Genomic DNA, 23,186 nt, shown 5'->3' with positions numbered 1-23,186 from the left:
ATAAAAAAGGATGTCACAAAAGTCGAAATCGATGACCATGTGACATCTTTTTTTGGTGTAAATAAGAAACTTCCTTTTATAAAATATGATGGGGATGCTCTAAAACATCTTTTTGAATATCTTTTCTTCTTTTCTTACGCTCTAAATTTTGAACAAAAAGAGCTTGAATAATGCCCCCAATTATTAAGAAACAAGCACAAATATAAAATAGCATGCTACCGTTTAGTTTACTTAATAAAACCGCACCAATTACAGGACCGCACGTTCGGGATATATCCCAGTGTAAGCCGTAAATCGAAAAATATAATCCGCGTTTATCTATAGGAGCGATTTCTGAAACGAATCGAAGTAAATGGTTTAAAGCAATACTTTCACCAATAACTAAAAAGAGTAATGTGAAAAATAGTGACGAGATTGTTGTTGAAAGTCCGTAGCCAATTGCAGCTATAGTATAGCACGTGTAAGAAATAAGAATAATTTTTGCCATGGAAAATCGTTCAGACCACTTTACGAGGAAAATTTGTAGAATGATTTCCATAATAGCCCGGCATGTTGAAATAAAAGCGAGTATGAAAATGAAATTTGGAAATACATCTTCTGCGAAAATACGATAATTTGTCTCAGTTTGTGCATAAAAAAAGCTAATAGGCAGTGTAGAAACCATAAGTCCAATTACGGAGGAATGATTGCGTCCAAACTGTTTTGGAGATGATACTTCAAGTTTTGGCTTTGGCATTGTAATTACCGGTGCAGTTTCCGGAAGCTGCGTCCAAACAACTATTGCATATATCATAAGTGTAGTGCTTTGCATCATAAATAAATATTCAGGATGAGTGTTATAAAAGATCGCGCCAATTAAAGGACCAATCATGGTACCAATTGCTCCCATCGTTTGCAGGAGGGCAAAAATTTCCGCTTGCTGTCCCTGTTTTGTTAAATCAGCAATTTGTGCCCGTTGAGCGGGAATATATAAGGAGCGGCCAACCCCATTTATGACGTATAATAATGCAAATATAAAAACAGATTGAGCAAAGACGAAGCTGCCAATTGCAATACCTTGTAGTAATAAGCCGAGTAACATAATTTTTTTTCGTCCATATTTATCAGTAACTCCTCCAGCGATAAGTGTAAATACAATGTCCGAAAGCGGTTGTAGTCCGAAAATCAGCATAGTCATCATAATATTGCCGTTTAGCATCTTATTAACGTAAATAATCATAATGAGAGCTAACATGGATTCTGTTGTTCGGGTTAATAATTCGCCGCACATTCTTATAATAATTGGTTTGTTATAACGTAGTAAGAGATTGGTCAATATTAATTCCTCCTTTCTATATTGAAATGATAAGATGAAAGGAGAAAGAGAAAAAGGGTAGAAATAAAAGGGGTTATTTTTCACCTTTTAGGGGGAGTATGATGTTTATTTTAGATCAATATATTGAACTATGGTGTGTCTACGGTAAAGGGAGACGAGAAGGAGAACGATTAGAAGTAACCGTACAAATGATAGCAGAAACATTATTTTGTACAGAGCGTAATAGTAAATTAATTATAAAAAAATTAGAAGAGTTACATTGGATCACTTGGTTTCCAGGTCGCGGGAGAGGGAATCGTTCTAAATTAATATTTCAAAAGCAACCAATTCCACTAATTTTAGAAAGAGGAAAAGAATTAACGAAAAAAGGAGATGTGAAAAGTGGAATCTCATTTGTAGAACGCTACAGCTCACAATTTCCATCAATAAAGAAAGAGTATGAAGCTTGGGTAGATTCTATATTTGGTCATCAAATAGAACGGACATCTGAAGGAAGAAAAGATGTACTTCGTTTGCAAGTACAAATGAACCTGGACATCGCTTTAGATCCGGTTTACGCTACGATGCGCTCAGAATGTCATATGGTTAAACATCTTTTTGATACACTCGTATATGTAAATGAAGAAACAAATTCTATAGAACCAAGGCTTGCTTTTCAATGGGAATATAATGATGCTGAAAAGGTATGGACTTTTTATTTACGAAAAGGCGTTCGTCTTCATAATGGAAAACGACTCACTGCACATCATGTTATACATTCATTGAATCGATTTATGAAAGCTGAAAACAACCCACACGCATGGATGTTACAACATGTTGAAAGTTTCCGTGCAGTGGATGAATTTGTTGTTGAAATTCAATTACATACGGTAAATAGGATGTTTTTACATATGCTAAGCGCAGAACAGTGTTCTATCGTAATTGAAGATGAAGCAGGAAACTTCATAGGTACAGGTCCTTTTATATTACGAGAGAAGAATACACATTTATTTGCATTAGAAGTACATGATTTATATTATCGTGAAAGACCTTTTCTTGACCGAATTGAACTATTGAATGTGGAGCAAAATGTAAATACTTATGACGTGTTAGTAAAGGCGCAGTATAAAGATAAAGAAAATCTCAATAAAGAACTTTCACGGCTTGAATCGAACGTGACATATGTAACATGTAATCTTATAAAAGAAGGGCCAATGCAAGATGAACTGTTTCGGAAAGCGCTATATAAAATTATTCATGGCGATAAAATCGTTCAAGAACTCGGCGGAGAACGTGGAGAAGTGGCAAAGAAACTAATATTAGCAAATGAAAGCATAGTAGAAATTGAGGAAGATATCGAAAGTTTAATTAAGAGAAGTACGTATCATAATGAAGTGCTACAACTTTATACATTTACAGGACGAGATCACGTTGAAGATGCACAATGGATACAAAAAGAGTGTGCGAAGTACGGGGTTCGTGTAGAAAATAATTTTCTTAAAATAGAAGAGCTGTTAGAAATAAATACGATACAAAAGGCGGATATGATGCATGATAGCGCAACAATTAGCGAACGAATAGAAGATAGTTTACTATATATGTTTCTTACAAAAAACAGTTTTATTCATGGGCAAAGCAGCGTAGATTTTCATAAATCATTGTCCCCTTATTTTAAACAAGAACAAGTAGAGAAAAGAGTTACACTGTTACGCGAAATTGAAGACACTTTGTTACGTCACATTCATATAATTCCTTTATACCGTAACAAACAACAAGTAACTTCTCATGAAAAAGTACAAAATATAATGATTAATTCACAAGGGTGGATTGATTTTTATGAAATATGGTTTACATGTTGATATATAAGGGTTTTTACGCATTTTATAAGATGCGTGAGAACCCTGTTTTTTTTGTGAAACAGGGTTGTTTTACACATTGTTACGCTACTTGTGATAAAAGTCTATTTACAGTGTAACAGTGTTATGTTACATTGTTATCAGGAAGGAGTGTTATACAGTTGAGTACAGATTTAATTTCAAAAAAAGATTTATTAGAACTTACTGGTATTTCATACGGACAATTATATAGGTGGAAAAGAAAAAATTTAATACCGGAAGATTGGTTTGTACGAAAGTCTACATTCACGGGTCAGGAAACATTTTTTCCGAAAGAAAAGATATTAGAGCGTATTGATAAAATTCAAACGATGAAAGAGGATCTATCACTTGATGAACTAGCAAATATGTTTTCGCCGAGTGTGGGGGAAATTCTTTTAACGAAGGAAGACATTTTACGTAAGGGGATTGCATCAGAACCAGTTTTACAATTTTTCATAGAACAAACGAATAAAACAGCGGAGTTTCAATTTGTAGATATTCTTTATGTGTACATGTTAGAAGAATTACTACAATCGGGAGAAATTAGTTTAGAAGAAGGAAAAATGGTCTTGCAAGTTTTACGTGAAAATTATGAAGCAATGAAACATAAAACGTGTGACTTAATCATTATCCGAAAGTTAGGGATTTCTACATGTTTATTAGTTTCAAACGTGGACGACTTAATTTTTGAAAAAGGCACCAAAATCGTTTTACGCGAAGCGATTATGAAATATACCGAAGCATTAAAAACTAAATTGTTGTAATGGAGGAGTAAGTATGCGTACAGATAATTTGATTATAAATGGTTACGGTTCATCGAATGGCGGTGAGTTTCATAAAGTGCAATTAAACGGAAAAGGAACTGTGAATGGAAATGTCGAATGTGAGCAATTTGAATGTAACGGTTACGGAGCAGTTACTGGCGATTTGAAAAGTAACAGTGCACGAATTAGCGGATCTGGTAAAGTCGATGGCACAGTTCATGCTGAAACGATGCGAATTGATGGAAAAGCTACAATTACGCAAAATGTAAAGGCAAACAGTTTGAAAATTGCAGGAAAAGGTACGATAGGCGGAAATGTCACAGGTGAAGAATTTAAAGTTAATGGTCAAGCAACAATTGACGGTAATTGTGAAGTGGATACTTTTTCTTCAGAAGGACAATTTACAATTGGCGGATTATTAAGCGCTGATGAAATAAATATTAATATTCACGGTACATGTCGCGCGAAAGAAATTGGTGGTCAAACGATTAAAGTAAGACATAGATCAGGTACATTAAGTAGGCTATTTAAAACAGTATTTGGCTTGCAATTAGAAGCTGAACTATTAGAAGGTGACAATATTGATATTGATTATGCTCACATAAGAACGGTAAGAGGAAACAATATTACAGTAGGACCGAACTGTGAGATTGAACTCATTGAATATACAGGTGTTCTAACTGTTGATAAAAGCGCAAATGTAAAAGAAATTAAGCAGGTTTAATGGGAGGGAGAAAGCAATATGGAACATCCGCATAGTCTCACAGTAAATGGTTCCGGCAATTCAGCAGGCGGAGATTATAATAAAGTGAAGATTCGCGGTGAAGGAACGATTTCTAATGATATGAGCTGTAATGAATTTAAAACGTACGGCACGAGTGATGTACGGGGTAATATGAAAGTGAAAAATTATGTTGTGTATGGAGATAGTGAAGTACAAGGAAATGTAGATGCAGAATATGTAAAAGTATACGGTAATACACAAATTCATGGTGATGCACATATTGAAAAAACAAAAGTTAGAGGTATGATAGATATTGCGGGGAAGTTTTCAGGTGATTTTGTCGATGTAAAAGGTGCTTTAAATGTTAGGGGAAATATTGAAGTAGAAGATTTATCATTAACTGGTGGTCTTGAAAGTGATGGATTACTTAATGCTGAAAATATTCAAATCTCACTTCGTTATGAAGGAAGTAAGGTAAGAGAAATTGGTGGTAAAAACATTACGATTCGTAAAAAAGCGAGATTTCTTCCTTTTATTAGTCATGTTGGAAACCTCCAAACTTCAATTGTGGAAGGAGATGATATTTATTTAGAACATACGATTGCTGAAGTAGTGAGAGGAAACAACGTTACAATTGGCCCTGGGTGTGAAATTAGTGTTGTAGAATATCATACTAGTTTTAATCAAAAGGGTAATGCAGTCGTTAAAGAACATAAACAAATATAAGTAGTACGAGGGAGAGTAAGGTTATGGTTGAGAAGAATAATAAGCTCGGCTTTGTTGTGGCGGGCTTATTGCTAGGTATTTTAATGGCATCAATGGATAATACCATTGTCGTAACAGCGATGGGAACGATTGTTGGTGACTTAGGAGGTCTTGAAAACTTTGTATGGGTCGTTTCTGCCTATATGGTCGCAGAAATGGCAGGCATGCCGATATTCGGTAAACTATCAGATATGTATGGTAGAAAGAGATTCTTTATTTTTGGTTTAATCGTTTTTATGATTGGTTCGGCACTTTGTGGTACTGCTGAAAATATTACACAGTTAGGTATTTATCGTGCCATTCAAGGTATTGGCGGCGGGGCATTAGTGCCGATCGCGTTTACTATCGTTTTTGATATTTTCCCTCCTGAAAAGCGCGGGAAAATGGGCGGTTTATTCGGAGCAGTATTTGGTTTATCGAGTATTTTTGGACCGTTGCTTGGCGCGTATATTACAGATTATATTAGCTGGCACTGGGTATTTTACATTAACTTACCGCTTGGCATTTTAGCACTTATTTTTATTACATTCTTTTATAAAGAGTCACGAGTTCATAGAAAGCAAAAAATTGACTGGTTTGGTGCAATTACTTTAGTTGGTGCAGTAGTTTGTTTAATGTTTGCTTTAGAGCTTGGCGGACAAAAGTATGACTGGGATTCTAGCTTTATTTTAAGTTTATTTGGTGCATTCGCTATTTTAATTGTTGCATTTATTTTTATTGAACGAAAAGTAGAAGAGCCAATCATATCATTTGAGATGTTTAAGCAGCGCTTATTCGGAATGAGTACAATTATTGCATTATGTTACGGTGCTGCGTTTATGTCAGCAACTGTGTACATACCGTTATTCATTCAAGGTGTATACGGTGGTACCGCAACAAACTCAGGATTACTACTATTACCGATGATGTTAGGATCAGTTGTAACAGCGCAATTAGGTGGATTTTTAACGACGAAGCTTAGCTACAGAAACATTATGATTATTTCTGCTGTTATTATGCTAATAGGACTATTCTTATTAAGTACATTAACGCCAGAAACAAGTCGTGCATTATTAACAGTGTATATGATTATTATCGGATTTGGGGTTGGTTTCTCATTCTCTGTACTAAGTATGGCGGCTATCCACAACTTTGGTATGGAACAGCGAGGGTCTGCGACTTCAACGAGTAACTTTATTCGTTCATTAGGCATGACGCTTGGTATTACAATCTTCGGAATGATCCAAAGAACAGGTTTCCAAGATCAATTAGAAGAAGCATTTAAGGGTATGAGCGGAGGAATGAATACAAACGCTTTAGGAGATTCAAGAGCTATTCTATCAGAAGCGGCAAGATCTCAAATCCCGCCGCAAATATTAGATAAAATTATTGATGCTCTTTCTAGCTCAATTGTCCAAACATTTATGTGGGCATTGGTACCAGCTGGTTTAGCATTCATATTTATTTTCTTTATGGGAAATGAGCGTATGGTAATGAAGAAACAACAAAAGAATAAAAAGAGCGAAACATCTAAAGCGTAATGAAAAAGCTCCCTTCCAATTGGAAAGGAGCTTTTTCGTATGTACGGTTTTAGATTAGCCTTCGATGATTTCGTATTCTTCGTCTGCTAATAATAAAATTTGTGTTTTCTTACCTTTGTTTTGAACTTCGATTACATCGTAAGCACCTAGGTCTCTTATTTTGCTTTGAGAAGCGTTAACCATAACTTCAATAGAATCAATTAAGATATCTTCTTCAATGTATGATTCAGGCAATGCCATATCTTCAGTATCTAATACACATGCGTATAGATTTTGTAAGTTTTCAGCAGTTGGATTTTGTTCTTCAACATCAATGATGTTTTTTACTGCTTCCATATTTTCTTCTTTTGCTTGGTATACTTTAATTTTAGCCATTGTTTTAATCTCCTTTATAACGTAATCGTAGAGGCTACACTTCATTATAACGTTTTTTTTATGAAAGATGAAATCGTTATATGTATTTATAGGGAAATTTATGCGTTATTACTCATTATTGGCGTAATTTCATTATTAATGAGATGAGTAGGTAGCTATATTCCTACGTTAAAGTTATATTGTCCAAGCTTATCTCATATCCCCCTCATATTATGTGTATGAGATAAAACATATAGAGAAGGGATGGGGTGTAAGTGGGTTGTGAGCCGAAAAGAAATTATCGATATTTCCAAAAGGATACGAGTTAAGAAAAATAGATGAACATATTGTAAATAACTCTACATTACATAAAGTCTCTGAAGATTTTACAAGTCAATTTCAATCAGTTGAAGATTATATAAACCGAGGTATAAGATATTGTGTTTTGTATAAAGGAGAAGTTGTATGCGGTGCATCATCATATAGCATTTATGATAGCGGGATTGAAATTGAAGTAGCGACTAATTACAATCATAGAAGAAAAGGGTTAGCGACTATAGTTAGTGCAGCACTAATCTTGGACTGTTTAGAAAAAGAGATATACCCAAACTGGGATGCAGCGAATACTACATCTGCAAAACTAGCTGAAAAACTAGGATATGTTTTTGATAAGGCGTATGATACTTATTTTGTGGATAATAGATGAAATCGTATTTTCAAATAAAAGAGCAGTTAGCAAAAGCTAACTGCTCCTCTCCAAAGGGGGAATGGAGAGATACAATCATGTTACTTACATTATTGACGGGAGGTTGATTTTTAATCAATCTACTATAAAAGTTGAGATAAAATATTTTTAATTAACCCTGAGGATCCAATTAAGAGTACTGATAAAAAAACGATTGAGAATATATTTTTTTTAGGTTTTTTTAATTCTATGTATATGTTAATAATGGCACCAATTGCAACTACAGTAAAGATAACGAGTCTTACTACATCTATCATAAATAACGCTCCTTTTAATTACTTAATTGTATTATATAGGAATTCGCGTTTCGATTAGTTTATTTAAATACGATTTAAGGTAATTTTAAACAAACTAATCTTTTATACAAAAGTAAGGTTAAGGAAAAAGATAGCGTAAGTAGTAATAGTATATCTTGTAGAAGCTGATGTAGACCAAATAAAGTAGGGTTATTATCTATGGGCAAGTATAATTAATATATATACTCACTTTAGGTACCTTTACAACTTAAATAATAAAACATGCTTTTCATAATGATCCAAACACCAATTATATTTTTCTAGAATAATGGGATGAACAAATTCTTTCGTAGTATCGACCTCAGTATAGCCATATTTCTTATAAAAGTTTTCTAATTCCTCAAAAGGAAGGCAATATACATGTTGTACTTGTAATTTCTTCGCAGTTTCTACTAAAAATGAAACAAGTTCCCCAGCTAATTGTAGACCTCTAAATTTAGGAAGAATAAGTATCCCACCCATTTCTAAAGTATCTTCATCTATTTGGACTAACCGGCCAACACCTGCATACTCATTGTTATATGTAATGATTGCAACTGTATCTCTTTTTAAATCACTGCGTACAAATCCTATTGAGTCGTATTGATTATTAATCCATTCTAAATCATTAGATGTAGCCATTTGAATACTCATTTATATCTCCCCTTTATAAAAAATGTAATTTTCTTATTATATAGAATATAATATCAGGAAAAAAGTGATTATAATGGCATGATTTTTATTATCAGTTCAAGTTTTGAAGAATAGTGCATACAATATAAAGTGTTTTCCTTTCTTCATTTAAGTTTTACGTATATAATTTAAAAGTACTATTTTTATTTTATATTTTTTATATTTATAACAGAATAGAGGTTTAAAAATGGGTGTTAAAATCATTACGGATAGTGCAGCGGATTTACCGGTAGAATTGCTGCAAGCATATGATATTGATTTAATTCCACTCCGTGTTTATGATGAAGCAGAAACAGAGTATTTAGATGGAGTTACATTAGAGTCAGTTACATTATTGCAAAATATGAGAGAAGGCGCTGTTTATAGAACGTCATTGCCTTCACTTGAAACTTTCCAGGAAAAATTTGTTTCTTATGCAAAAGAAGGTAATCCTTGTATATATTTAGCTTTTTCATCTGAACTGTCTGGTACATATCAATCATCAGTTCTCATTAAAGAGGAAGTAAAAGAAACATATGCTAACTTGGATTTAGAAATTATTGATACGAAATGTGCTTCGCTTGGTCAAGGGCTTGTCGTATTAGAAGCTGCTAAAATGGCGAAAGACGGTGCATCAAAAGAAGATATTTTAAAACGTGTTGATTTTCTAATGAACCATATGGAACATATCTTCACTGTAGCTGACTTACAGTACTTAGTGAGAGGTGGACGTTTAAGTAAAGTCGCAGGATTTATCGGTGGTTTACTAAACATTAAGCCAATCTTAAACGTGGAAGAAGGAAAGCTTGTACCACTTGAAAAAGTCCGAGGGAAAAAGAAAGTACTTGGCCGAATTGTCGATATAATGGAAGAGCGTGGAAAAGAACTTAAAGGTCAAACAATCGGTATAACTCACGGTGACGATTTAGAAACAGCTGAAGCATTAAAAGCATTAATTACTGATAGATTTGGCTGTGAAGTATTTATCGTAAATACAATTGGTGCAGCAATCGGAGCACATACAGGACCGGGTGTTATAACGTTATTTTTCTTAAATGAAGTCGAGTAAAGGATTGATCTTTTGATCAATCCTTTTTTTGTGATGTAATTATTTCCAAATAATAAAGTGCTGTTGATTCTTGAAATGATTAGTGTTAAAATGTTTGTTTCTCTATGGATAAATGGAATCTATACATATTAAATAACCTTTTAGTATGAATTATAAAATAGGGGACTAAATATTATTGAAAATAATAGAATGATGATATAGAAACTTGGAGGTTAATTATGAGTTTTTTTAGTTTAAAAGTAGCATGTGGTGTTTGTGAGAATAAGGTTGGCTTGAATCGATACAAAGTAAAAAAATCAAATGCTTGGATTTGTCCAGATTGCTTGAAAGAAGCGGGTGGTATGACTGTTATACCTGTAAATAAAATTACAATTGAAGAAATTAAAGAAATGATTGAAGAGAAGAAAGCTATAATGAATGCAAGGGCAGAAAAAATTGCTAAAAATCCGATGTCTACTGCTGAAGGAATGTATCAATACAGTGTTGAAAATAAATTCGGTTCTGGACATAATGAAAAGTGGGGCTTAAAGCATTTCGGAGTACTTGAAACAAACTTAATGCAAGACGAAGAAGTTTTAATGACATTTATCGGTTTACATAATTATGAATCTGCAACAAAACATGATCGTAATTTTGCATATGCTATTACGAATAAACGAATTATGTTTGGACAAAAATCTTTAACTGGTGAGAAATTCAAATCTGTAGCTTACGAAAAAATAAATGATATAACATTTGAAAAAGGATTATTATTTGGGGTCTTAACAATTGATACTCCTCAAGAAAAATTTAATATTTCTTTAGATAAAGAGTCAGCAACTGCTATTAATAATAATGTTCATCAAGTTTTAGATTCATTAAAAAAAGAAAAAGTTGAGGAAAGACCAGCAACAAATGCTACTATTTCTGTAGCAGATGAGCTGAAAAAATTTAAGGAATTATTAGATATGGGCGTTATTACAGAAGATGAATTTAATGTGAAGAAAAAGCAGTTACTAAATATATAAATTATTTTTTTATGAAATTAGTATGAAAATGTTAAATATAAGATATAAAAAGATGATTCTGTTGTGAACAGAGTCATCTTTTTTATATGTTGAAGTGTTTTGTTTATAAAAATCTAAATATTTCAAGATATTAAAAATTATTCATTTCATATATAATTGTGTAGGGAGAATATCTGTAACTATTTGTAAAAATAGGAGGCGGCTATAAAAATGAATGAAATTGCTACGTGGGATTTAGATAGATTGTATTCAAATGGGGATATTCTAGTACCAATATTGGAGTTGAAAGAACAATATTTTGTAACAAAAGATATAGATATTCTTTCAAAACTTATACAAGCTATTGAAAAAGCAGAATACTATTTGTACTGTCGATTGGCTGAAGAAAGTGTTGCATCGGATAACACTAGATTGACTGTGAAAGTAAAGGAAGTAAAAAGTGAAGTGCAGCAAGTCATACAGCAAAGTGAGATGGAAATTACCGATAATACTAGGCTAATAAAAGATGAACTAAATGCGTGGGAAAATATGTACATACAATTAAGGAATAGGATAGAAATAAAGCACAATAATAAGCAATTATCATTTGGACAAGGAAATCATGTTGCAATGAATAGTGATAATGAAAAGGAAAGGCTAGAAGTATTCGAGTCATTAACATGTGCTTTACATAAGGAGAAAGAAATTTTTGCTACTGTATTAAATCAAATAGGAAGATTGCGTAATACAAAGAGTAATGAATTAGAAGACATAGATATTTTAACTCAATCTTTACATGCAAATGGCATTTCAGAAACTGTATTATTGCAAATGTGGAATGCGACAGAAGAAAATCTAGATAAATTAGTTAGTGCTTTAAATGTGTATAAGAAAGGCAGAGCTTCAATTACATGGCATGAACTTATGACAGTAAAGGCGAATGATGAGGTTATTATTCCTTTTTCAGTAGCAGTACAAAACATATACGATGCTTTAAAAAATATAGATGAAGAATTAGCAGAATTTGCACGTCATGCGATAGAAAGTGGTTGGGTAGATGCAGAACCGAGAGATAGTAAACCACCAGGTGGATTTTGTGCACCTTTTTTCAGTGAGAAAGAATCACGAATCTCTATGCGTTACGACGGAAGTATCGATAGTGTAAGAGTACTTGCCCACGAACTAGGACATGCTTGGCATTTTTATAATATGAGTTTTGAACAATCCTCTTCTTTTTTAGATGATTATTTGCCAATGAGTACAGCTGAATCAGCATCTATTTTCTTTGAAACCGTGCTTATAAATTATTTAATTCAAACAACAGATAGCATAGATATGAAAAAGTCATTGCTTAGCTGGAAAATAAGAAACTGTTTTAATTATGTAATGGCAATTCGAGCATCGTTCGAATTTGAGAAGAACTTTTATGAGAAATGTAAAGAAAGTCCTTTAAGTGCTGATGAAATCGAGAAATTATCTATAGCAGCGCAAGAAAAAGCATACGGGAATGCATTATTAGAATATCAGCCGTTTGTTTGGGTGAAATATATTCAATTTTATATAGCAGATGTTCCTTTTTATAATTATCCATACACATTTGGCTATTTAGTTAGTTTTAGTTTATTAGAAATAGCTCAAGAAAGTAAAAGTACTTTTCACTTGAAATATAAAGAGTTTTTACGAGAAACAGGAAAAGCTCCAGTGGAAGAACTTATGAAAAAACATTTTGAAACAGATATAACGAGCTATGTATTTTGGGATAAAGCTTTTAGACAAATTTCTAAAGATATTGATGAATATTTGAGGCTTATGTAGGGAGAGAGTATAGTGGATCACCAACTTATAAAGGGAATACCTTTTTCAACTTTAGAATATGAAAAGGCTATAAGTTTATTAAAAGATTGGGTGCATGAACAACGAGAGAAACCAAGGTTTGTAGTAACTGCAAATCCTGAGATTGTGATGTCTGCAAAGGAAAACACGGCTAAATCTAAACAGTTTAAAAAGATGTTACTATCTGCGGATTTAATAACAGCGGATGGAATTGGTGTCATAATTGGCTCGAAAATATTAAAAGGAACGCTGAAAGAACGCGTCACTGGGGCTGATATCACTCACGATTTAATAAAATATTGTAACGATAATCGATACCGTGTCTTTCTTTTTGGAGCTGCTCCAGAAAGTAATAAAAAGGCATTAGAAAAATTAAATGAGCAGTTCCCAGGAGCACAGTTTAAAGGACAGCATGGATTTGTAAATGGTGAGGAAATAGAAAAAGTAAAAATGAAAATAAAGAAATTCAAGCCGCACTTATTGCTAGTAGGACTAGGTTCACCAAAACAAGAAGAATTCATCTATGAAAACATACAAACATTAAACGTTCCACTATCTATTGGTATTGGTGGTATGATCGATATATTATCTGGTACTGTAAAAAGAGCACCAAAAATTATGAGGGATACTGGAACTGAATGGCTATATAGGTTACTTTCACAGCCGAAAAGATTTAAGAGACAACTTGTACTTCCAAAATTTTTAATTTCAGTTATGGTAGAGAGGATGAAAGGAACAGCAAGTTAAGAAAGGAAAAAAGATGATAGAGTCGTTATCTAATGAAAAAGCTAATATGATATTACAAGAGCTGCAAGTAGAGTGCGAATCTTTATTTGAATTTCAAATACAAAAAGTAATTCCAATTCATCGTGGTTGGTTAAACTTGAAGTGGAAACTCGAAACGAATGTAGGAACTTTGTATGAAAGCAATATAATAAAGAACGATACGCGATCTATGGGTAGATAATTTCTTATTCCATAACGATAAAGTCTCAGCAATTCTAGATTTTGATCGTATGGATTATGATTATGTAGAGTTGGACATTGGGCGTGCGGTTATATCTTGTACCTTACATGATGAGGTTTTAAGTAAGAGTCTTGTTGCATCATTCTTAGCGGGGTACCGCAATGAATTAGACTTTCCAGTAGGGAATATTGTTCGGGCAATTCAAATGCTTTGGTACATGGAGAGTACTTGGTGGATTCATGCCAATATGGAACAGCATAGTGTACCACCTTCACGTTTTGCGAATGAAATGAATTGGATAGCTGAAAATTACGGTGTATTACATAATATATTGGCAGATTTATAAGAAAAAAAGGGGACAACATACATGAACAGAATCGGCATTATCGGAGCAATGCAAATTGAAATAGACTTACTTTTAGAAAAACTAGCTATACAAGAGAAACAGACAATTGCGGGGATGCCTTTTTACGTTGGAGAATTCATGGGAATGGAAGTGATTGTTACAAGATGTGGTGTAGGGAAAGTAAATGCAGCCGCATGTACGCAAACGTTAATTCATAAATTTGATGTAGATGCTATCATTAATACGGGTGTTGCTGGCGGGCTACATCCAGATGTAAAAGTTGGAGATGTAGTCATTTCAACTAACGTAACCCATCATGATGTAAGTAAGACTCAAATGAAAAACTTATTCCCGTTCCAAGAGGAATTTCACGCAAGTAAGAAATTAATGGAGTTAGCACGTACTGCATGCAATAGTAGTAGTTTACATATTGGGGTTCATGAAGGAAGAATCGTAAGCGGTGAATGTTTTGTTGAAGATTCAAAACTAAAAGCGAAATTAATAGATGAATATGCAGCGCATTGTACAGAGATGGAAGGTGCAGCAATTGGACATGTTGCTTACATAAATGAAGTACCGTTTCTCGTAATACGATGCATTTCTGACAGTGCAGACGATGCAGCACAAATTTCTTATGATGACTTCGCGAAAACGGCCGCAAACTATTGTTCAGAAATTATCGTTGAGATGTTGAAAAATATATCGAGTAAAACTTATAGTTCAAAAGGAGGGAATGAAATGTTACAAGCATTCATTTTTGATATGGACGGAACGTTATTTCAAACAGATAAAATTTTAGAATTATCGTTAGATGATACTTTTGATCATTTACGTTCATTAAAATTATGGGATACGGTAACACCTATTGATAAGTACCGTGAAATTATGGGCGTGCCGTTACCGAAAGTTTGGGAAGTGTTACTACCGAATCATTCTATTGAAGTAAGAGAACAAACTGATGCATATTTTTTAGAAAGATTAATTGAAAACATTAAGAGTGGAAAAGGTGCTTTATATCCGAATGTAAAAGAGATTTTTACATATATAAAAGAAAATAATTGTTCAATTTATATTGCAAGTAATGGTTTAACTGAATACTTACGAGCAATCGTATCTTATTATGCTTTAGACCAATGGGTTACTGAAACATTTAGTATTGAACAAATAAACTCGCTTAATAAAAGCGACTTAGTAAAAAGTATTTTGAACAAATATGATATAAAAGAAGCAGCTATAGTTGGGGACCGATTATCTGATATAAACGCAGCCAAAGATAATGGCTTATTTGCGATTGGATGTAATTTTGATTTTGCACAAGAAGATGAACTTGTTCAGGCGGATATAGTAATAGATGATTTAATGGAGCTTAAGGGCATTTTACTTAAAGTGCAAAATACGCATGCTACGAATTGAATAAAATAATAACCATAAAAATGCTCAGAATAAAAAATTCTTGAGCATTTTTATATATTTTCATATTAAGGGGGAATTTATTTGAAAGATATACATATTCAACAAATTGAAGATTTAATGATATATGAACACGATTATCTTGTCCAAGAAAGCAAAGAAGAAGGATTTAATTTTCTAGTAAAACTAATAAGTGAATATGAAAATAAAATAAACACATTTAATAAAATTGGTGAATGTCTATATGGTATTTTTCAAGGAGAAAAGTTAATTGGAATAGGAGGGTTAAATGAAGATCCATATACAGAAAACTATAAGATTGGTGGGGTAAGGAGATTTTATATTGCAAAAGAATACCGAAGGAAAGGAGTAGGGAGGTTACTGTTATTGCGAATTTTAAGCGATGCGAAAAAATATTTTAATATTGTTGTCTTGCATACAGATACAGAACAGGGAGACAAATTTTATACTTCAAGTGGATTTGTGAAAGGGACAAAATATGTAGGAGCGAGTCATTATGTGAACATATATAAAAGGATATAGTTAATTATTATTTATCTCTTCTATCGGAACTTTTGTTCTGTTTTTTAGGTGGATGGGTGGTATAATTTATATGAATCTACTATTAGAATGGGGAATTGGATAATGGGAGAAAATAAAATTATTAATGATTTCAATGAATATTCAATTTGGATAAATACATTGAAAGGTATGAAAGAGGAATTGTGGGTGGCACCAATATCAGAAGGGAAATGGACTGTTGGTGAGATCGTATCTCATATTATGAACTGGGATGACTATCTTCTACGTGAGACATTATCATCAGTGAGAGATGGACAGGGAATGGATTTTCCTGATTTTGATACATATAATAAACTAGCATCTAATTATGCCAAATCAGGTATATCTAAAATGAAACTTCTTGAAGAAGCAGAAGCTAAAAGAGAGTTACTTGTAAAAGAACTTAGATTACTGCCTGCTGGAAATCTAGAGAAACCTTTAACGGCCAATGGGGTATCATACTGTCCTCATACTGGAACGCCGTATTCTCTTATTTATATTATTAAAGAATTTATAGAGCATGATAACCATCATAAAAGACAGATTATTCATTTTTTAAATGAAAATGCAGTTGCTAACTGATAAAGAAAGATCCCACAAATGATATTTATGGGATCTTTCTTACATTATAATTTAACATTCATTTCTTTCAATAATCCCTTCGGATCACCTTTTACATAATAGAAGTGTGGATTATTTTCATCGTCGTAAAGCATAATATAAGGTTTTTCGTTAAGTGGTAGAAGAATAAGTACTTCATCAATTGTAGTTTGTAGCCATTGATTTGTAATCGAAACTGGTTTAGATAAAGGGATTTTTATCATGTGACCATCTTTTGGAACGACATTTAAGTTTTTGAACGGGCCAGTAATGGATTTAGCATATTGAACAGCTTCTTTTTGAATAGCTGAATCTAAAGATTGTTTTTGAACGACCATTTCTTTTTTGCAATCAAATACTTCAATTTGTTGATTACTATTTGCGAACACGTTTGTCGATAATAAGAAACAAAGAAGAGTAATGACCCCGATTTTTTTAATCATAATATAACACCTCGTCTTTACTATACCCTTAAAAAGTTCAAATATTTTTCTGTCACATTTATGTAACAAAGAAGTTGTATAATACATTTGGTTTTTGTTTAAAAGTAATGGAGGATCATTCATGAAAGTATTAATTGCAGATGATGAACAAGATATGTTAAGGATTTTAAAAGCTTATTTTGAAAAAGAAGGCTTCGAAGTGTTATTAGCGAAAGATGGAGAGGAAGCACTTCAAATATTTTATGATGAGAAAATTGATTTAGCTATTTTAGATTGGATGATGCCGAAACATAGTGGTATTACTGTCTGTCAAGAAATAAAAAAGAATTCAAGCGTAAAGGTATTAATGCTTACGGCAAAAAGTGAAAGTGAAGATGAATTAGCAGCGCTTCAAAGCGGAGCAGATGAATACGTAAAAAAACCATTTCATCCAGGCGTACTCATTACTCGAGCGAAAAAGCTAATACAACATGATGATGTCATTCAAGTTCAAGATTTGAAAATTGATTTTACGAAAAATAAAGTTTATAAAAATGACAAAGAGTTAGATATTACAAAAACAGAGCTAGAATTAATAAAGTGTTTTTTAAATCATAAAGGCATGATTTTAACTCGTAAAAAATTGTTAGATATCGTATGGGGATTTGACTACTTTGGAGAAGAGCGAACTGTTGATACACATGTAAGAAGATTACGTAAAAAAGTTGGAGAAAATATTATAAAGACGCATCGTGGGCTAGGATATAGTTTGGAGGAACAGAGTGAATAAACTTGGAAAAAAACTATTTCTCAGCATTTCTTTAACTGTTATTCTTATTTTTACGATTTCTTTATTATTAATTAACTATCTTTTACCGAAATATAATATTTACAAAACACGAGAAAGTTTAAAAGGTATTACAGCACAAATACAGTCCATACCGAGCGAACAAATAGATGAAGCAATTTCTAGCATTGAAAATAAAGGAACTGTTACGATTGCGTATACATCAATTAACAATTCGGAAGATCATATTAATGATGAGTTACGCTTGCAACTTACAAGGAAAAGAGTTGCCCTTAATAAACTTTGGATTACAAAAGGTGAAATAATAAAAGTAAAGAACTTCGGACAATTGAATAAAATATATGATCAAGAGAAAACCAAATCTAGTTTTTTTGTGAAATATATTGCGAAAAACGATATGTTGATTTTAGTAGGGGTTTCTATCGCACATTCGAATGAAATAATAAAAACGTTAAACGCATTGTATTTATTCATTTTAGGTATGACGATTTTACTTATTATTGTACTTGTATGGATATTGTCAAAAGCAATTACGACACCACTGAAAGAATTAAGTGATGTCGCAGAAGATATTTCACGTTTAAAGTTTAAAAAGACAAAAGTGAAAACGAATGATGAAATAGGAGACTTAGCCACTAGTATTAATATCATGAGTGAAAAACTACATGAAGCCCATGAAGATTTAACAGATCGAAATGAACATTTAAAACGATTTATGGGTGATGTGACGCATGAATTAAAAACACCAATAGCACTAGTAAAAGCATATTCTATGGGAATAAAAGATGGTCTAGATGATGGTACGTACATAGATACAATCATTAAACAAACAGATCAAATATCAAATTTAATTGAAGAATTATTACGATTTTCTAAATTGGAAAGAGATGTTTTGCAAAAAGAAGAATTCTCTATTAAATCACTACTCCAAAGTATTATAGATAAGCATAAGATTGAACTGGATTCAAAAGAAATTGATTTGCATGTGAATTATAATGTTGGCGATGCAATTATTTATGCAGATGTAAATAAAATGAGTATGGTATTACAAAATTTAATTTCCAATGGGATAAAATATACAACAAATCAAAATATAAAAATTACTTTAGAAGATCGAAATGAAAGTGTATATTTTCAAATTCAAAATGGTATGAATGCTGAACAAATGAAAGATATCGATAAAATTTGGGAGCCTTTTTACGTCTTAGAATCTTCTCGTAGTAAAGACCATTCAGGTACAGGACTAGGTTTAGCAATCGTGAAAAGTATTTTAGAAAGGCATGGTTTTGACTATGGTGTATCTACTATAGAGGGAGAAATACGGTTTTATATAACTATGAAGAATGAATAATTTAATACGATTAGAAGCATCGTCTATTAATAGGCGATGCTTCTAATTGATTATATGTGAGTAGTAAACGAGAATAAATAACTTCAAAAAATCGTTGGAAGAGTGTTCTGCAAATTTCTCAAGTGGTTGTATGAGATATTAACTGAATTTTCAGTGATTTTGTTGTATAGTAAAAGGAGAAATATATGGGGAGGAAAGAGTATGGGGAAAAAGAAAATAGCTACACTATCAGCAATATTATCTTTATCAATTGCATCAGGTGTTTCTAGTATGACTGCGTATGCGGACAATAAAGACACAAACTACATAAATAAGAATGACGTTAAATTAAATGGAAAAATCTCAGAAGCGTTACGTTCAAACACGAAGATTGAATTAGAGAATGGGATGACAAAACCGATTTACTCGCTTGATGAAGCGATTGTTGAAAATTTATTTGTAGAAACGGAAGTAGATAGTGATCGAGATGGAAAAAAAGATCGAGTATCAGTAAAAGTTATGCGTCCAAAAACTGATCCAAATGTGAAAGTTCCTGTTATATATGAAATGAGTCCATATCGAGCGGGTTTAAAAGACGTTCCTGTATATAATGTAGATGAAGAATTGTATGCGTATGAAGGCAAACCGTATGGAGCTGTTAATCTTGGTTCATACGGAAATTATTATGTACCAAGAGGCTATGCAGTCATTTTAGGTGAAAGTATTGGAACTGGAAAATCAGATGGATGTCCGACTACTGGGGACGAACAAGAAATATTAGGGACGAAATCTGTCATTGATTGGGTAAATGGACGTGCGAAAGCATATACAGAAAATGGTGAGGAAGTTAAAGCCGATTGGTCAACAGGAAATGTAGGTATGACTGGAGTCCCTTATAATGGTACGTTACCGAATGCTGTTGCAACGACAGGCGTTGAAGGGTTAAAAACAATTATACCAATTGCAGCGATTAGTAGTTGGTATGATTATTATCGTGCAAATGGTGCAGTCATTGCGCCAGGTGGATACCAAGGAGAAGATACAGATAATATGGCAGAAGCAGTACTAACAAGAGAAAATCCTGAAGTTTGTGGACAAGTAATAAAAGAGTTAACAGCAGGACAGGACCGGAAAACTGGTAATTATAATAATTTTTGGGACAAACGTAATTATGTAAAAGATGCTAAAAACGTAAAAGCGAGTGTATTTGTTGTTCATGGTTTAAATGATTGGAATGTAAAGACGAAGCAGTTTGCGCAATGGTGGGAAGCACTTGGAGAGAATGATGTCCCTCGTAAAATGTGGTTACATCAAGGTGGACACGGTGGAACATCAACGAATGACTGGCAAAGAACACAAAATAAATGGTTCGATTACTGGCTGTATGGAATTGAAAATGGGATTATGAATGAACCAATGGTTGATGTACAACGTGAAAATAAAACTTGGGAAAAATTAAAAAACTGGCCAGATCCATCAGCGGTGCCGTCCAAAGTTCGTATGTATTTAAGTAACAAAGCAGTTAATTTACCATTAAGTATGGGCTCTGCAAATAAAGTTTTCTCATTCGCAGATGATGCAAAAATGAAATCAAATCAATTAATAGCAAGCCCAGAATTAGAAGTAGCCAATCGATTAGTGTATACAATGCCTGTACTGCAAAAAGATATGCGCATAAGTGGCACACCAAAGATTTCAATTACAGGAAATATTGATCGATCTGTATCAAATTTAACAGCATTACTTGTTGACTATGGAGGAACGAAGCCGGAAATCGTAACACGAGGCTGGATGGATCCACAAAACTTAAAGAGTATAGAAACTTCAACAGCGATTCAACCGGGCAAAGATTATACATTTACATGGGACATGCAGCCAGATGATTATGTCTTTAAAGCTGGGCATCAAATAGGGGTCGTTTTAATTGCTAGCGACTATGATTATACAATTAGACCGAAAGCGGGAACAAAGTTAACAGTAAAATTAAGTGAAGTGACATTACCAATTGTGAAATAAGATCACATGAAATTGAAAAGGCAGAAACGTTATAAAATCAACGTTTCTGCCTTTCACTTTTTATTGGTAGATACAAAAAGGCTTACAATAAATAAAAAAATTGCATTTATGATCAATAGGCCACTAAATGTAAGCCCAGCAAAACCTCCAGCGAATCCATCTCCTACTTTTTCACCAATTACATGCAAAGTGGCAAAGAAAACGATGGGGGAAGAAAGAATGAAAATGCCACTTGTAATTTTCCATATTCGTCTATACTTCTTTGCAATAAAGAAAATTACGGCATTAAAAGCAATAAGAAGTAAAAAAAATATAATGAATGAATTCATCATAGGCTCCTCTTGGTAAAATTCTGAATTTTCATTCGCAAGGAAATGTTATATAATATGATTATATTGTATGGAAAGCGAGTGATATATTATGACAGTCAGCTCTTTCGAATTTTCATTAAAAGTAAAGGTACAGGAAGATTAATTGAAAGAAAATCTTCCGTACGTAAAAAACGGAGGAGAAAATAAATGTTTAGTTTTTATAGTACACTTTGCACGGAACTTTATGATTTCACAAAGCCTGTCGGTTATTCTTTAAATGGTGATATTGAGTATTACGAAGAACGTTTAAAAAATTGCACCGGAAGAATTCTCGAAGCGGCAGTAGGATCAGGGCGTGTCATTATCCCACTTCTTGAAGCTGGTTTTACAGTAGATGGGATAGATTATTCACCTGAAATGCTAGATTCTTGCCATATACGGTGTAAAGAGAGAGGATTACATCCTAATTTATATGAAGGAAGTTTACAACAATTTTCACTGCCACATAAATATGAGGCAATTATCATTCCTACTGGATCTTTTTGTTTAATTGAAAATCGTACAGATTCTATAAATGGATTAAAATGTTTTTATGAACATCTTAATCCAGGCGGGCGATTAATCGTAGATATTATGCTTCCACATGATTGGAAGACTGGGGAGATTCATACATCGACTTTTTCTTTACCGAGCGGAGACGGAATTACATTAGAAAATAAATCAATTGAAATAGATTGGCTGAACCAAGTTACTCTATCATATTTAAAATATGAAAAATGGAGTAAAGGACAGTTAGTACAAACAGAACTACAACGCTTTGCGATGCGCTGGTATGGAATAGAAGAGTTTAAACTTCTGTTAGAAAGTATAGGTTTCTCTAACATTGCTTGTTCTGCTGATTATGTTTATGAAAATGAACCGTCAAATGCTAATCAAATGTTTACTTTTGAAGCCGTGCGAAAAGAAAAATAAAGAACTACCTAAGAAAACAAGGCGATCGACATAATATCGATTGCCTTGTTTTAATCGTATATTATTTACATGCTATTTCGTTTTTATCGTCCAAGCATCTTTCTATTAACTACATATGATATTTATATTAGAGACAGTCACTATTTTAAATAGAACTGTTATTTTTCTATAAATGTTATTTTGGAGAAGTAGGGGGATAAATTTGGAAAACGTAGAACAAGATAGAATTGAGAATCAAGTGTATTCAAATCGTGTAGTAAGATCAGAATTTGATGCGAATTGGGAAACGTGTATATCAAAAAGTGGTTATGTAATTTATGTAGCAACAAGTAACAATGCTGAAGTAACAGTACTTCTTGCAGATGGTTCAAGTAAATTATTAATTTTTGAAAAAGGCGGTAAAGTAGTAGTAGGTGGCGGTGGAACAAGTCATTACAGTAAGCCGCATATCGCAAGAAATATTTAAGGAGTTAATTGAGAAGAAACCTATAAGTAATATAGAAAAAGCATTTCCTATTTCGGGAAATGCTTTTTCTATGTTATAGTATAATAGTGTTTCAAAACA

Annotated in this window: 23 protein-coding genes and 2 pseudogenes; 19 read left to right on the top strand and 6 right to left on the bottom strand. The window is 32.9% G+C overall.

The window, feature by feature from the left end:
- Positions 1–76: 76 nt before the first annotated feature.
- A complete protein-coding gene (locus tag MKY00_RS14120) occupies positions 77–1,315 on the bottom strand; it encodes an MDR family MFS transporter (protein ID WP_016717746.1) in 1,239 nt (412 codons plus the stop codon).
- A gap of 101 nt (positions 1,316–1,416) precedes the next feature.
- Between MKY00_RS14120 and MKY00_RS14115 the strand changes: the two genes are divergently transcribed.
- From MKY00_RS14115 to MKY00_RS14095, 5 genes are all read left to right on the top strand, one after another.
- A complete protein-coding gene (locus MKY00_RS14115; protein WP_016717745.1) occupies positions 1,417–3,153 on the top strand; it encodes an ABC transporter substrate-binding protein in 1,737 nt (578 codons plus the stop codon).
- 158 nt (positions 3,154–3,311) lie between these two features.
- Entirely contained in the window at positions 3,312–3,935 is a 624-nt protein-coding gene (locus MKY00_RS14110) for a YhbD family protein (RefSeq protein ID WP_016717744.1), read from the top strand.
- Between the two features lie 13 nt (positions 3,936–3,948).
- Positions 3,949–4,659 carry a bactofilin family protein gene (locus MKY00_RS14105; protein ID WP_001258377.1) on the top strand — a complete coding sequence of 237 codons (711 nt, stop codon included), beginning with the start codon at positions 3,949–3,951 and terminating at the stop codon, positions 4,657–4,659.
- 18 nt (positions 4,660–4,677) lie between these two features.
- Positions 4,678–5,385 carry a hypothetical protein gene (locus tag MKY00_RS14100; RefSeq protein WP_000400896.1) on the top strand — a complete coding sequence of 236 codons (708 nt, stop codon included), beginning with the start codon at positions 4,678–4,680 and terminating at the stop codon, positions 5,383–5,385.
- Between the two features lie 23 nt (positions 5,386–5,408).
- Positions 5,409–6,944, top strand: coding sequence for an MDR family MFS transporter (locus tag MKY00_RS14095; RefSeq protein WP_016717743.1), 1,536 nt, complete (start codon positions 5,409–5,411; stop codon positions 6,942–6,944).
- A gap of 54 nt (positions 6,945–6,998) precedes the next feature.
- Here MKY00_RS14095 and MKY00_RS14090 read toward each other — a convergent pair whose 3' ends face one another.
- Positions 6,999–7,319: a hypothetical protein gene (locus MKY00_RS14090; protein WP_001062732.1), complete on the bottom strand. Its 321-nt coding sequence runs from the start codon at positions 7,317–7,319 to the stop codon at positions 6,999–7,001.
- 277 nt (positions 7,320–7,596) lie between these two features.
- Between MKY00_RS14090 and MKY00_RS14085 the strand changes: the two are divergent.
- Positions 7,597–8,004 (top strand): annotated as a pseudogene (locus MKY00_RS14085) (GNAT family N-acetyltransferase); the annotation flags it as partial.
- A 122-nt stretch (positions 8,005–8,126) separates the two neighbouring features.
- On the opposite strand, the gene MKY00_RS14080 reads toward MKY00_RS14085, so the two are convergent.
- The gene (locus tag MKY00_RS14080; RefSeq protein WP_016717741.1) at positions 8,127–8,300 is read right to left on the bottom strand and encodes a hypothetical protein; all 174 of its coding nucleotides are present in this window, start codon (positions 8,298–8,300) and stop codon (positions 8,127–8,129) included.
- A gap of 240 nt (positions 8,301–8,540) precedes the next feature.
- Positions 8,541–8,972, bottom strand: coding sequence for a GNAT family N-acetyltransferase (locus tag MKY00_RS14075; RefSeq protein ID WP_016717740.1), 432 nt, complete (start codon positions 8,970–8,972; stop codon positions 8,541–8,543).
- A gap of 226 nt (positions 8,973–9,198) precedes the next feature.
- Between MKY00_RS14075 and MKY00_RS14070 the strand changes: the two genes are divergently transcribed.
- From MKY00_RS14070 to MKY00_RS14035, 8 genes and pseudogenes are all read left to right on the top strand, one after another.
- The gene (locus MKY00_RS14070) at positions 9,199–10,059 is read left to right on the top strand and encodes a DegV family protein (RefSeq protein ID WP_016717739.1); all 861 of its coding nucleotides are present in this window, start codon (positions 9,199–9,201) and stop codon (positions 10,057–10,059) included.
- A gap of 218 nt (positions 10,060–10,277) precedes the next feature.
- Positions 10,278–11,066 (top strand): PH domain-containing protein, encoded by a 789-nt coding sequence (locus MKY00_RS14065; RefSeq protein WP_016717738.1) that lies wholly within the window; start codon positions 10,278–10,280, stop codon positions 11,064–11,066.
- A gap of 210 nt (positions 11,067–11,276) precedes the next feature.
- Positions 11,277–12,860 carry a M3 family metallopeptidase gene (locus MKY00_RS14060; RefSeq protein ID WP_016717737.1) on the top strand — a complete coding sequence of 528 codons (1,584 nt, stop codon included), beginning with the start codon at positions 11,277–11,279 and terminating at the stop codon, positions 12,858–12,860.
- Between the two features lie 12 nt (positions 12,861–12,872).
- Positions 12,873–13,625, top strand: coding sequence for a WecB/TagA/CpsF family glycosyltransferase (locus MKY00_RS14055; RefSeq protein WP_016717736.1), 753 nt, complete (start codon positions 12,873–12,875; stop codon positions 13,623–13,625).
- 13 nt (positions 13,626–13,638) lie between these two features.
- A pseudogene (locus MKY00_RS14050) lies at positions 13,639–14,191 on the top strand (phosphotransferase).
- A gap of 21 nt (positions 14,192–14,212) precedes the next feature.
- Positions 14,213–15,604: a 5'-methylthioadenosine/adenosylhomocysteine nucleosidase gene (locus MKY00_RS14045; RefSeq protein ID WP_029141135.1), complete on the top strand. Its 1,392-nt coding sequence runs from the start codon at positions 14,213–14,215 to the stop codon at positions 15,602–15,604.
- 81 nt (positions 15,605–15,685) lie between these two features.
- Positions 15,686–16,144 (top strand): GNAT family N-acetyltransferase, encoded by a 459-nt coding sequence (locus MKY00_RS14040; protein WP_016717735.1) that lies wholly within the window; start codon positions 15,686–15,688, stop codon positions 16,142–16,144.
- Between the two features lie 102 nt (positions 16,145–16,246).
- On the top strand, positions 16,247–16,744 hold the full coding sequence (locus MKY00_RS14035) for a DinB family protein (RefSeq protein ID WP_061182514.1): 498 nt from the start codon (positions 16,247–16,249) through the stop codon (positions 16,742–16,744).
- 44 nt (positions 16,745–16,788) lie between these two features.
- Here MKY00_RS14035 and MKY00_RS14030 read toward each other — a convergent pair whose 3' ends face one another.
- Positions 16,789–17,205, bottom strand: a complete 417-nt coding sequence (locus tag MKY00_RS14030; RefSeq protein WP_016717733.1) for a hypothetical protein — start codon at positions 17,203–17,205, stop codon at positions 16,789–16,791.
- 121 nt (positions 17,206–17,326) lie between these two features.
- Between MKY00_RS14030 and MKY00_RS14025 the strand changes: the two genes are divergently transcribed.
- From MKY00_RS14025 to MKY00_RS14015, 3 genes are all read left to right on the top strand, one after another.
- Positions 17,327–17,974 (top strand): response regulator transcription factor, encoded by a 648-nt coding sequence (locus tag MKY00_RS14025; RefSeq protein WP_000865980.1) that lies wholly within the window; start codon positions 17,327–17,329, stop codon positions 17,972–17,974.
- Positions 17,967–19,343 carry a sensor histidine kinase gene (locus tag MKY00_RS14020; RefSeq protein WP_016717732.1) on the top strand — a complete coding sequence of 459 codons (1,377 nt, stop codon included), beginning with the start codon at positions 17,967–17,969 and terminating at the stop codon, positions 19,341–19,343. The genes MKY00_RS14025 and MKY00_RS14020 overlap by 8 nt, the downstream gene beginning before the upstream one ends.
- 201 nt (positions 19,344–19,544) lie before the next feature.
- Complete coding sequence (locus tag MKY00_RS14015; protein WP_341035076.1) at positions 19,545–21,338, top strand: Xaa-Pro dipeptidyl-peptidase; 1,794 nt, start codon at positions 19,545–19,547, stop codon at positions 21,336–21,338.
- A gap of 53 nt (positions 21,339–21,391) precedes the next feature.
- On the opposite strand, the gene MKY00_RS14010 is transcribed toward MKY00_RS14015, so the two are convergent.
- A complete protein-coding gene (locus MKY00_RS14010) occupies positions 21,392–21,667 on the bottom strand; it encodes a hypothetical protein (RefSeq protein WP_016717730.1) in 276 nt (91 codons plus the stop codon).
- Positions 21,668–21,856: 189 nt separating this feature from the next.
- On the opposite strand from MKY00_RS14010, the gene MKY00_RS14005 reads away from it, so the two are divergent.
- Together MKY00_RS14005 and MKY00_RS14000 are read left to right on the top strand one after the other, a co-directional pair.
- Entirely contained in the window at positions 21,857–22,621 is a 765-nt protein-coding gene (locus MKY00_RS14005; protein WP_341035075.1) for a class I SAM-dependent DNA methyltransferase, read from the top strand.
- A 202-nt stretch (positions 22,622–22,823) separates the two neighbouring features.
- Positions 22,824–23,087: a hypothetical protein gene (locus MKY00_RS14000; RefSeq protein ID WP_000432426.1), complete on the top strand. Its 264-nt coding sequence runs from the start codon at positions 22,824–22,826 to the stop codon at positions 23,085–23,087.
- Positions 23,088–23,186 lie beyond the last annotated feature (99 nt).

The organism is Bacillus sp. FSL R9-9834, assembly GCF_038006905.1.
GTDB lineage: Bacteria > Bacillota > Bacilli > Bacillales > Bacillaceae_G > Bacillus_A > Bacillus_A pacificus.
This window is presented reverse-complemented; position numbering and strand designations above follow the sequence as displayed.

Excerpts from the sequence above, each read along its gene's own strand:
- MKY00_RS14025 (WP_000865980.1), top strand. The coding sequence starts at position 17,327 with ATGAAAGTATTAATTGCAGATGATGAACAAGATATGTTAAGGATTTTA.
- MKY00_RS14075 (WP_016717740.1), bottom strand. The coding sequence starts at position 8,972 with ATGAGTATTCAAATGGCTACATCTAATGATTTAGAATGGATTAATAAT.
- MKY00_RS14035 (WP_061182514.1), top strand. The coding sequence starts at position 16,247 with ATGGGAGAAAATAAAATTATTAATGATTTCAATGAATATTCAATTTGG.
- MKY00_RS14010 (WP_016717730.1), bottom strand. The coding sequence starts at position 21,667 with ATGAATTCATTCATTATATTTTTTTTACTTCTTATTGCTTTTAATGCC.
- MKY00_RS14060 (WP_016717737.1), top strand. The coding sequence starts at position 11,277 with ATGAATGAAATTGCTACGTGGGATTTAGATAGATTGTATTCAAATGGG.
- MKY00_RS14100 (WP_000400896.1), top strand. The coding sequence starts at position 4,678 with ATGGAACATCCGCATAGTCTCACAGTAAATGGTTCCGGCAATTCAGCA.
- MKY00_RS14065 (WP_016717738.1), top strand. The coding sequence starts at position 10,278 with ATGAGTTTTTTTAGTTTAAAAGTAGCATGTGGTGTTTGTGAGAATAAG.
- MKY00_RS14005 (WP_341035075.1), top strand. The coding sequence starts at position 21,857 with ATGTTTAGTTTTTATAGTACACTTTGCACGGAACTTTATGATTTCACA.
- MKY00_RS14115 (WP_016717745.1), top strand. The coding sequence starts at position 1,417 with ATGTTTATTTTAGATCAATATATTGAACTATGGTGTGTCTACGGTAAA.
- MKY00_RS14095 (WP_016717743.1), top strand. The coding sequence starts at position 5,409 with ATGGTTGAGAAGAATAATAAGCTCGGCTTTGTTGTGGCGGGCTTATTG.
- MKY00_RS14090 (WP_001062732.1), bottom strand. The coding sequence starts at position 7,319 with ATGGCTAAAATTAAAGTATACCAAGCAAAAGAAGAAAATATGGAAGCA.
- MKY00_RS14045 (WP_029141135.1), top strand. The coding sequence starts at position 14,213 with ATGAACAGAATCGGCATTATCGGAGCAATGCAAATTGAAATAGACTTA.
- MKY00_RS14015 (WP_341035076.1), top strand. The coding sequence starts at position 19,545 with ATGGGGAAAAAGAAAATAGCTACACTATCAGCAATATTATCTTTATCA.
- MKY00_RS14105 (WP_001258377.1), top strand. The coding sequence starts at position 3,949 with ATGCGTACAGATAATTTGATTATAAATGGTTACGGTTCATCGAATGGC.
- MKY00_RS14080 (WP_016717741.1), bottom strand. The coding sequence starts at position 8,300 with ATGATAGATGTAGTAAGACTCGTTATCTTTACTGTAGTTGCAATTGGT.
- MKY00_RS14070 (WP_016717739.1), top strand. The coding sequence starts at position 9,199 with ATGGGTGTTAAAATCATTACGGATAGTGCAGCGGATTTACCGGTAGAA.
- MKY00_RS14030 (WP_016717733.1), bottom strand. The coding sequence starts at position 17,205 with ATGATTAAAAAAATCGGGGTCATTACTCTTCTTTGTTTCTTATTATCG.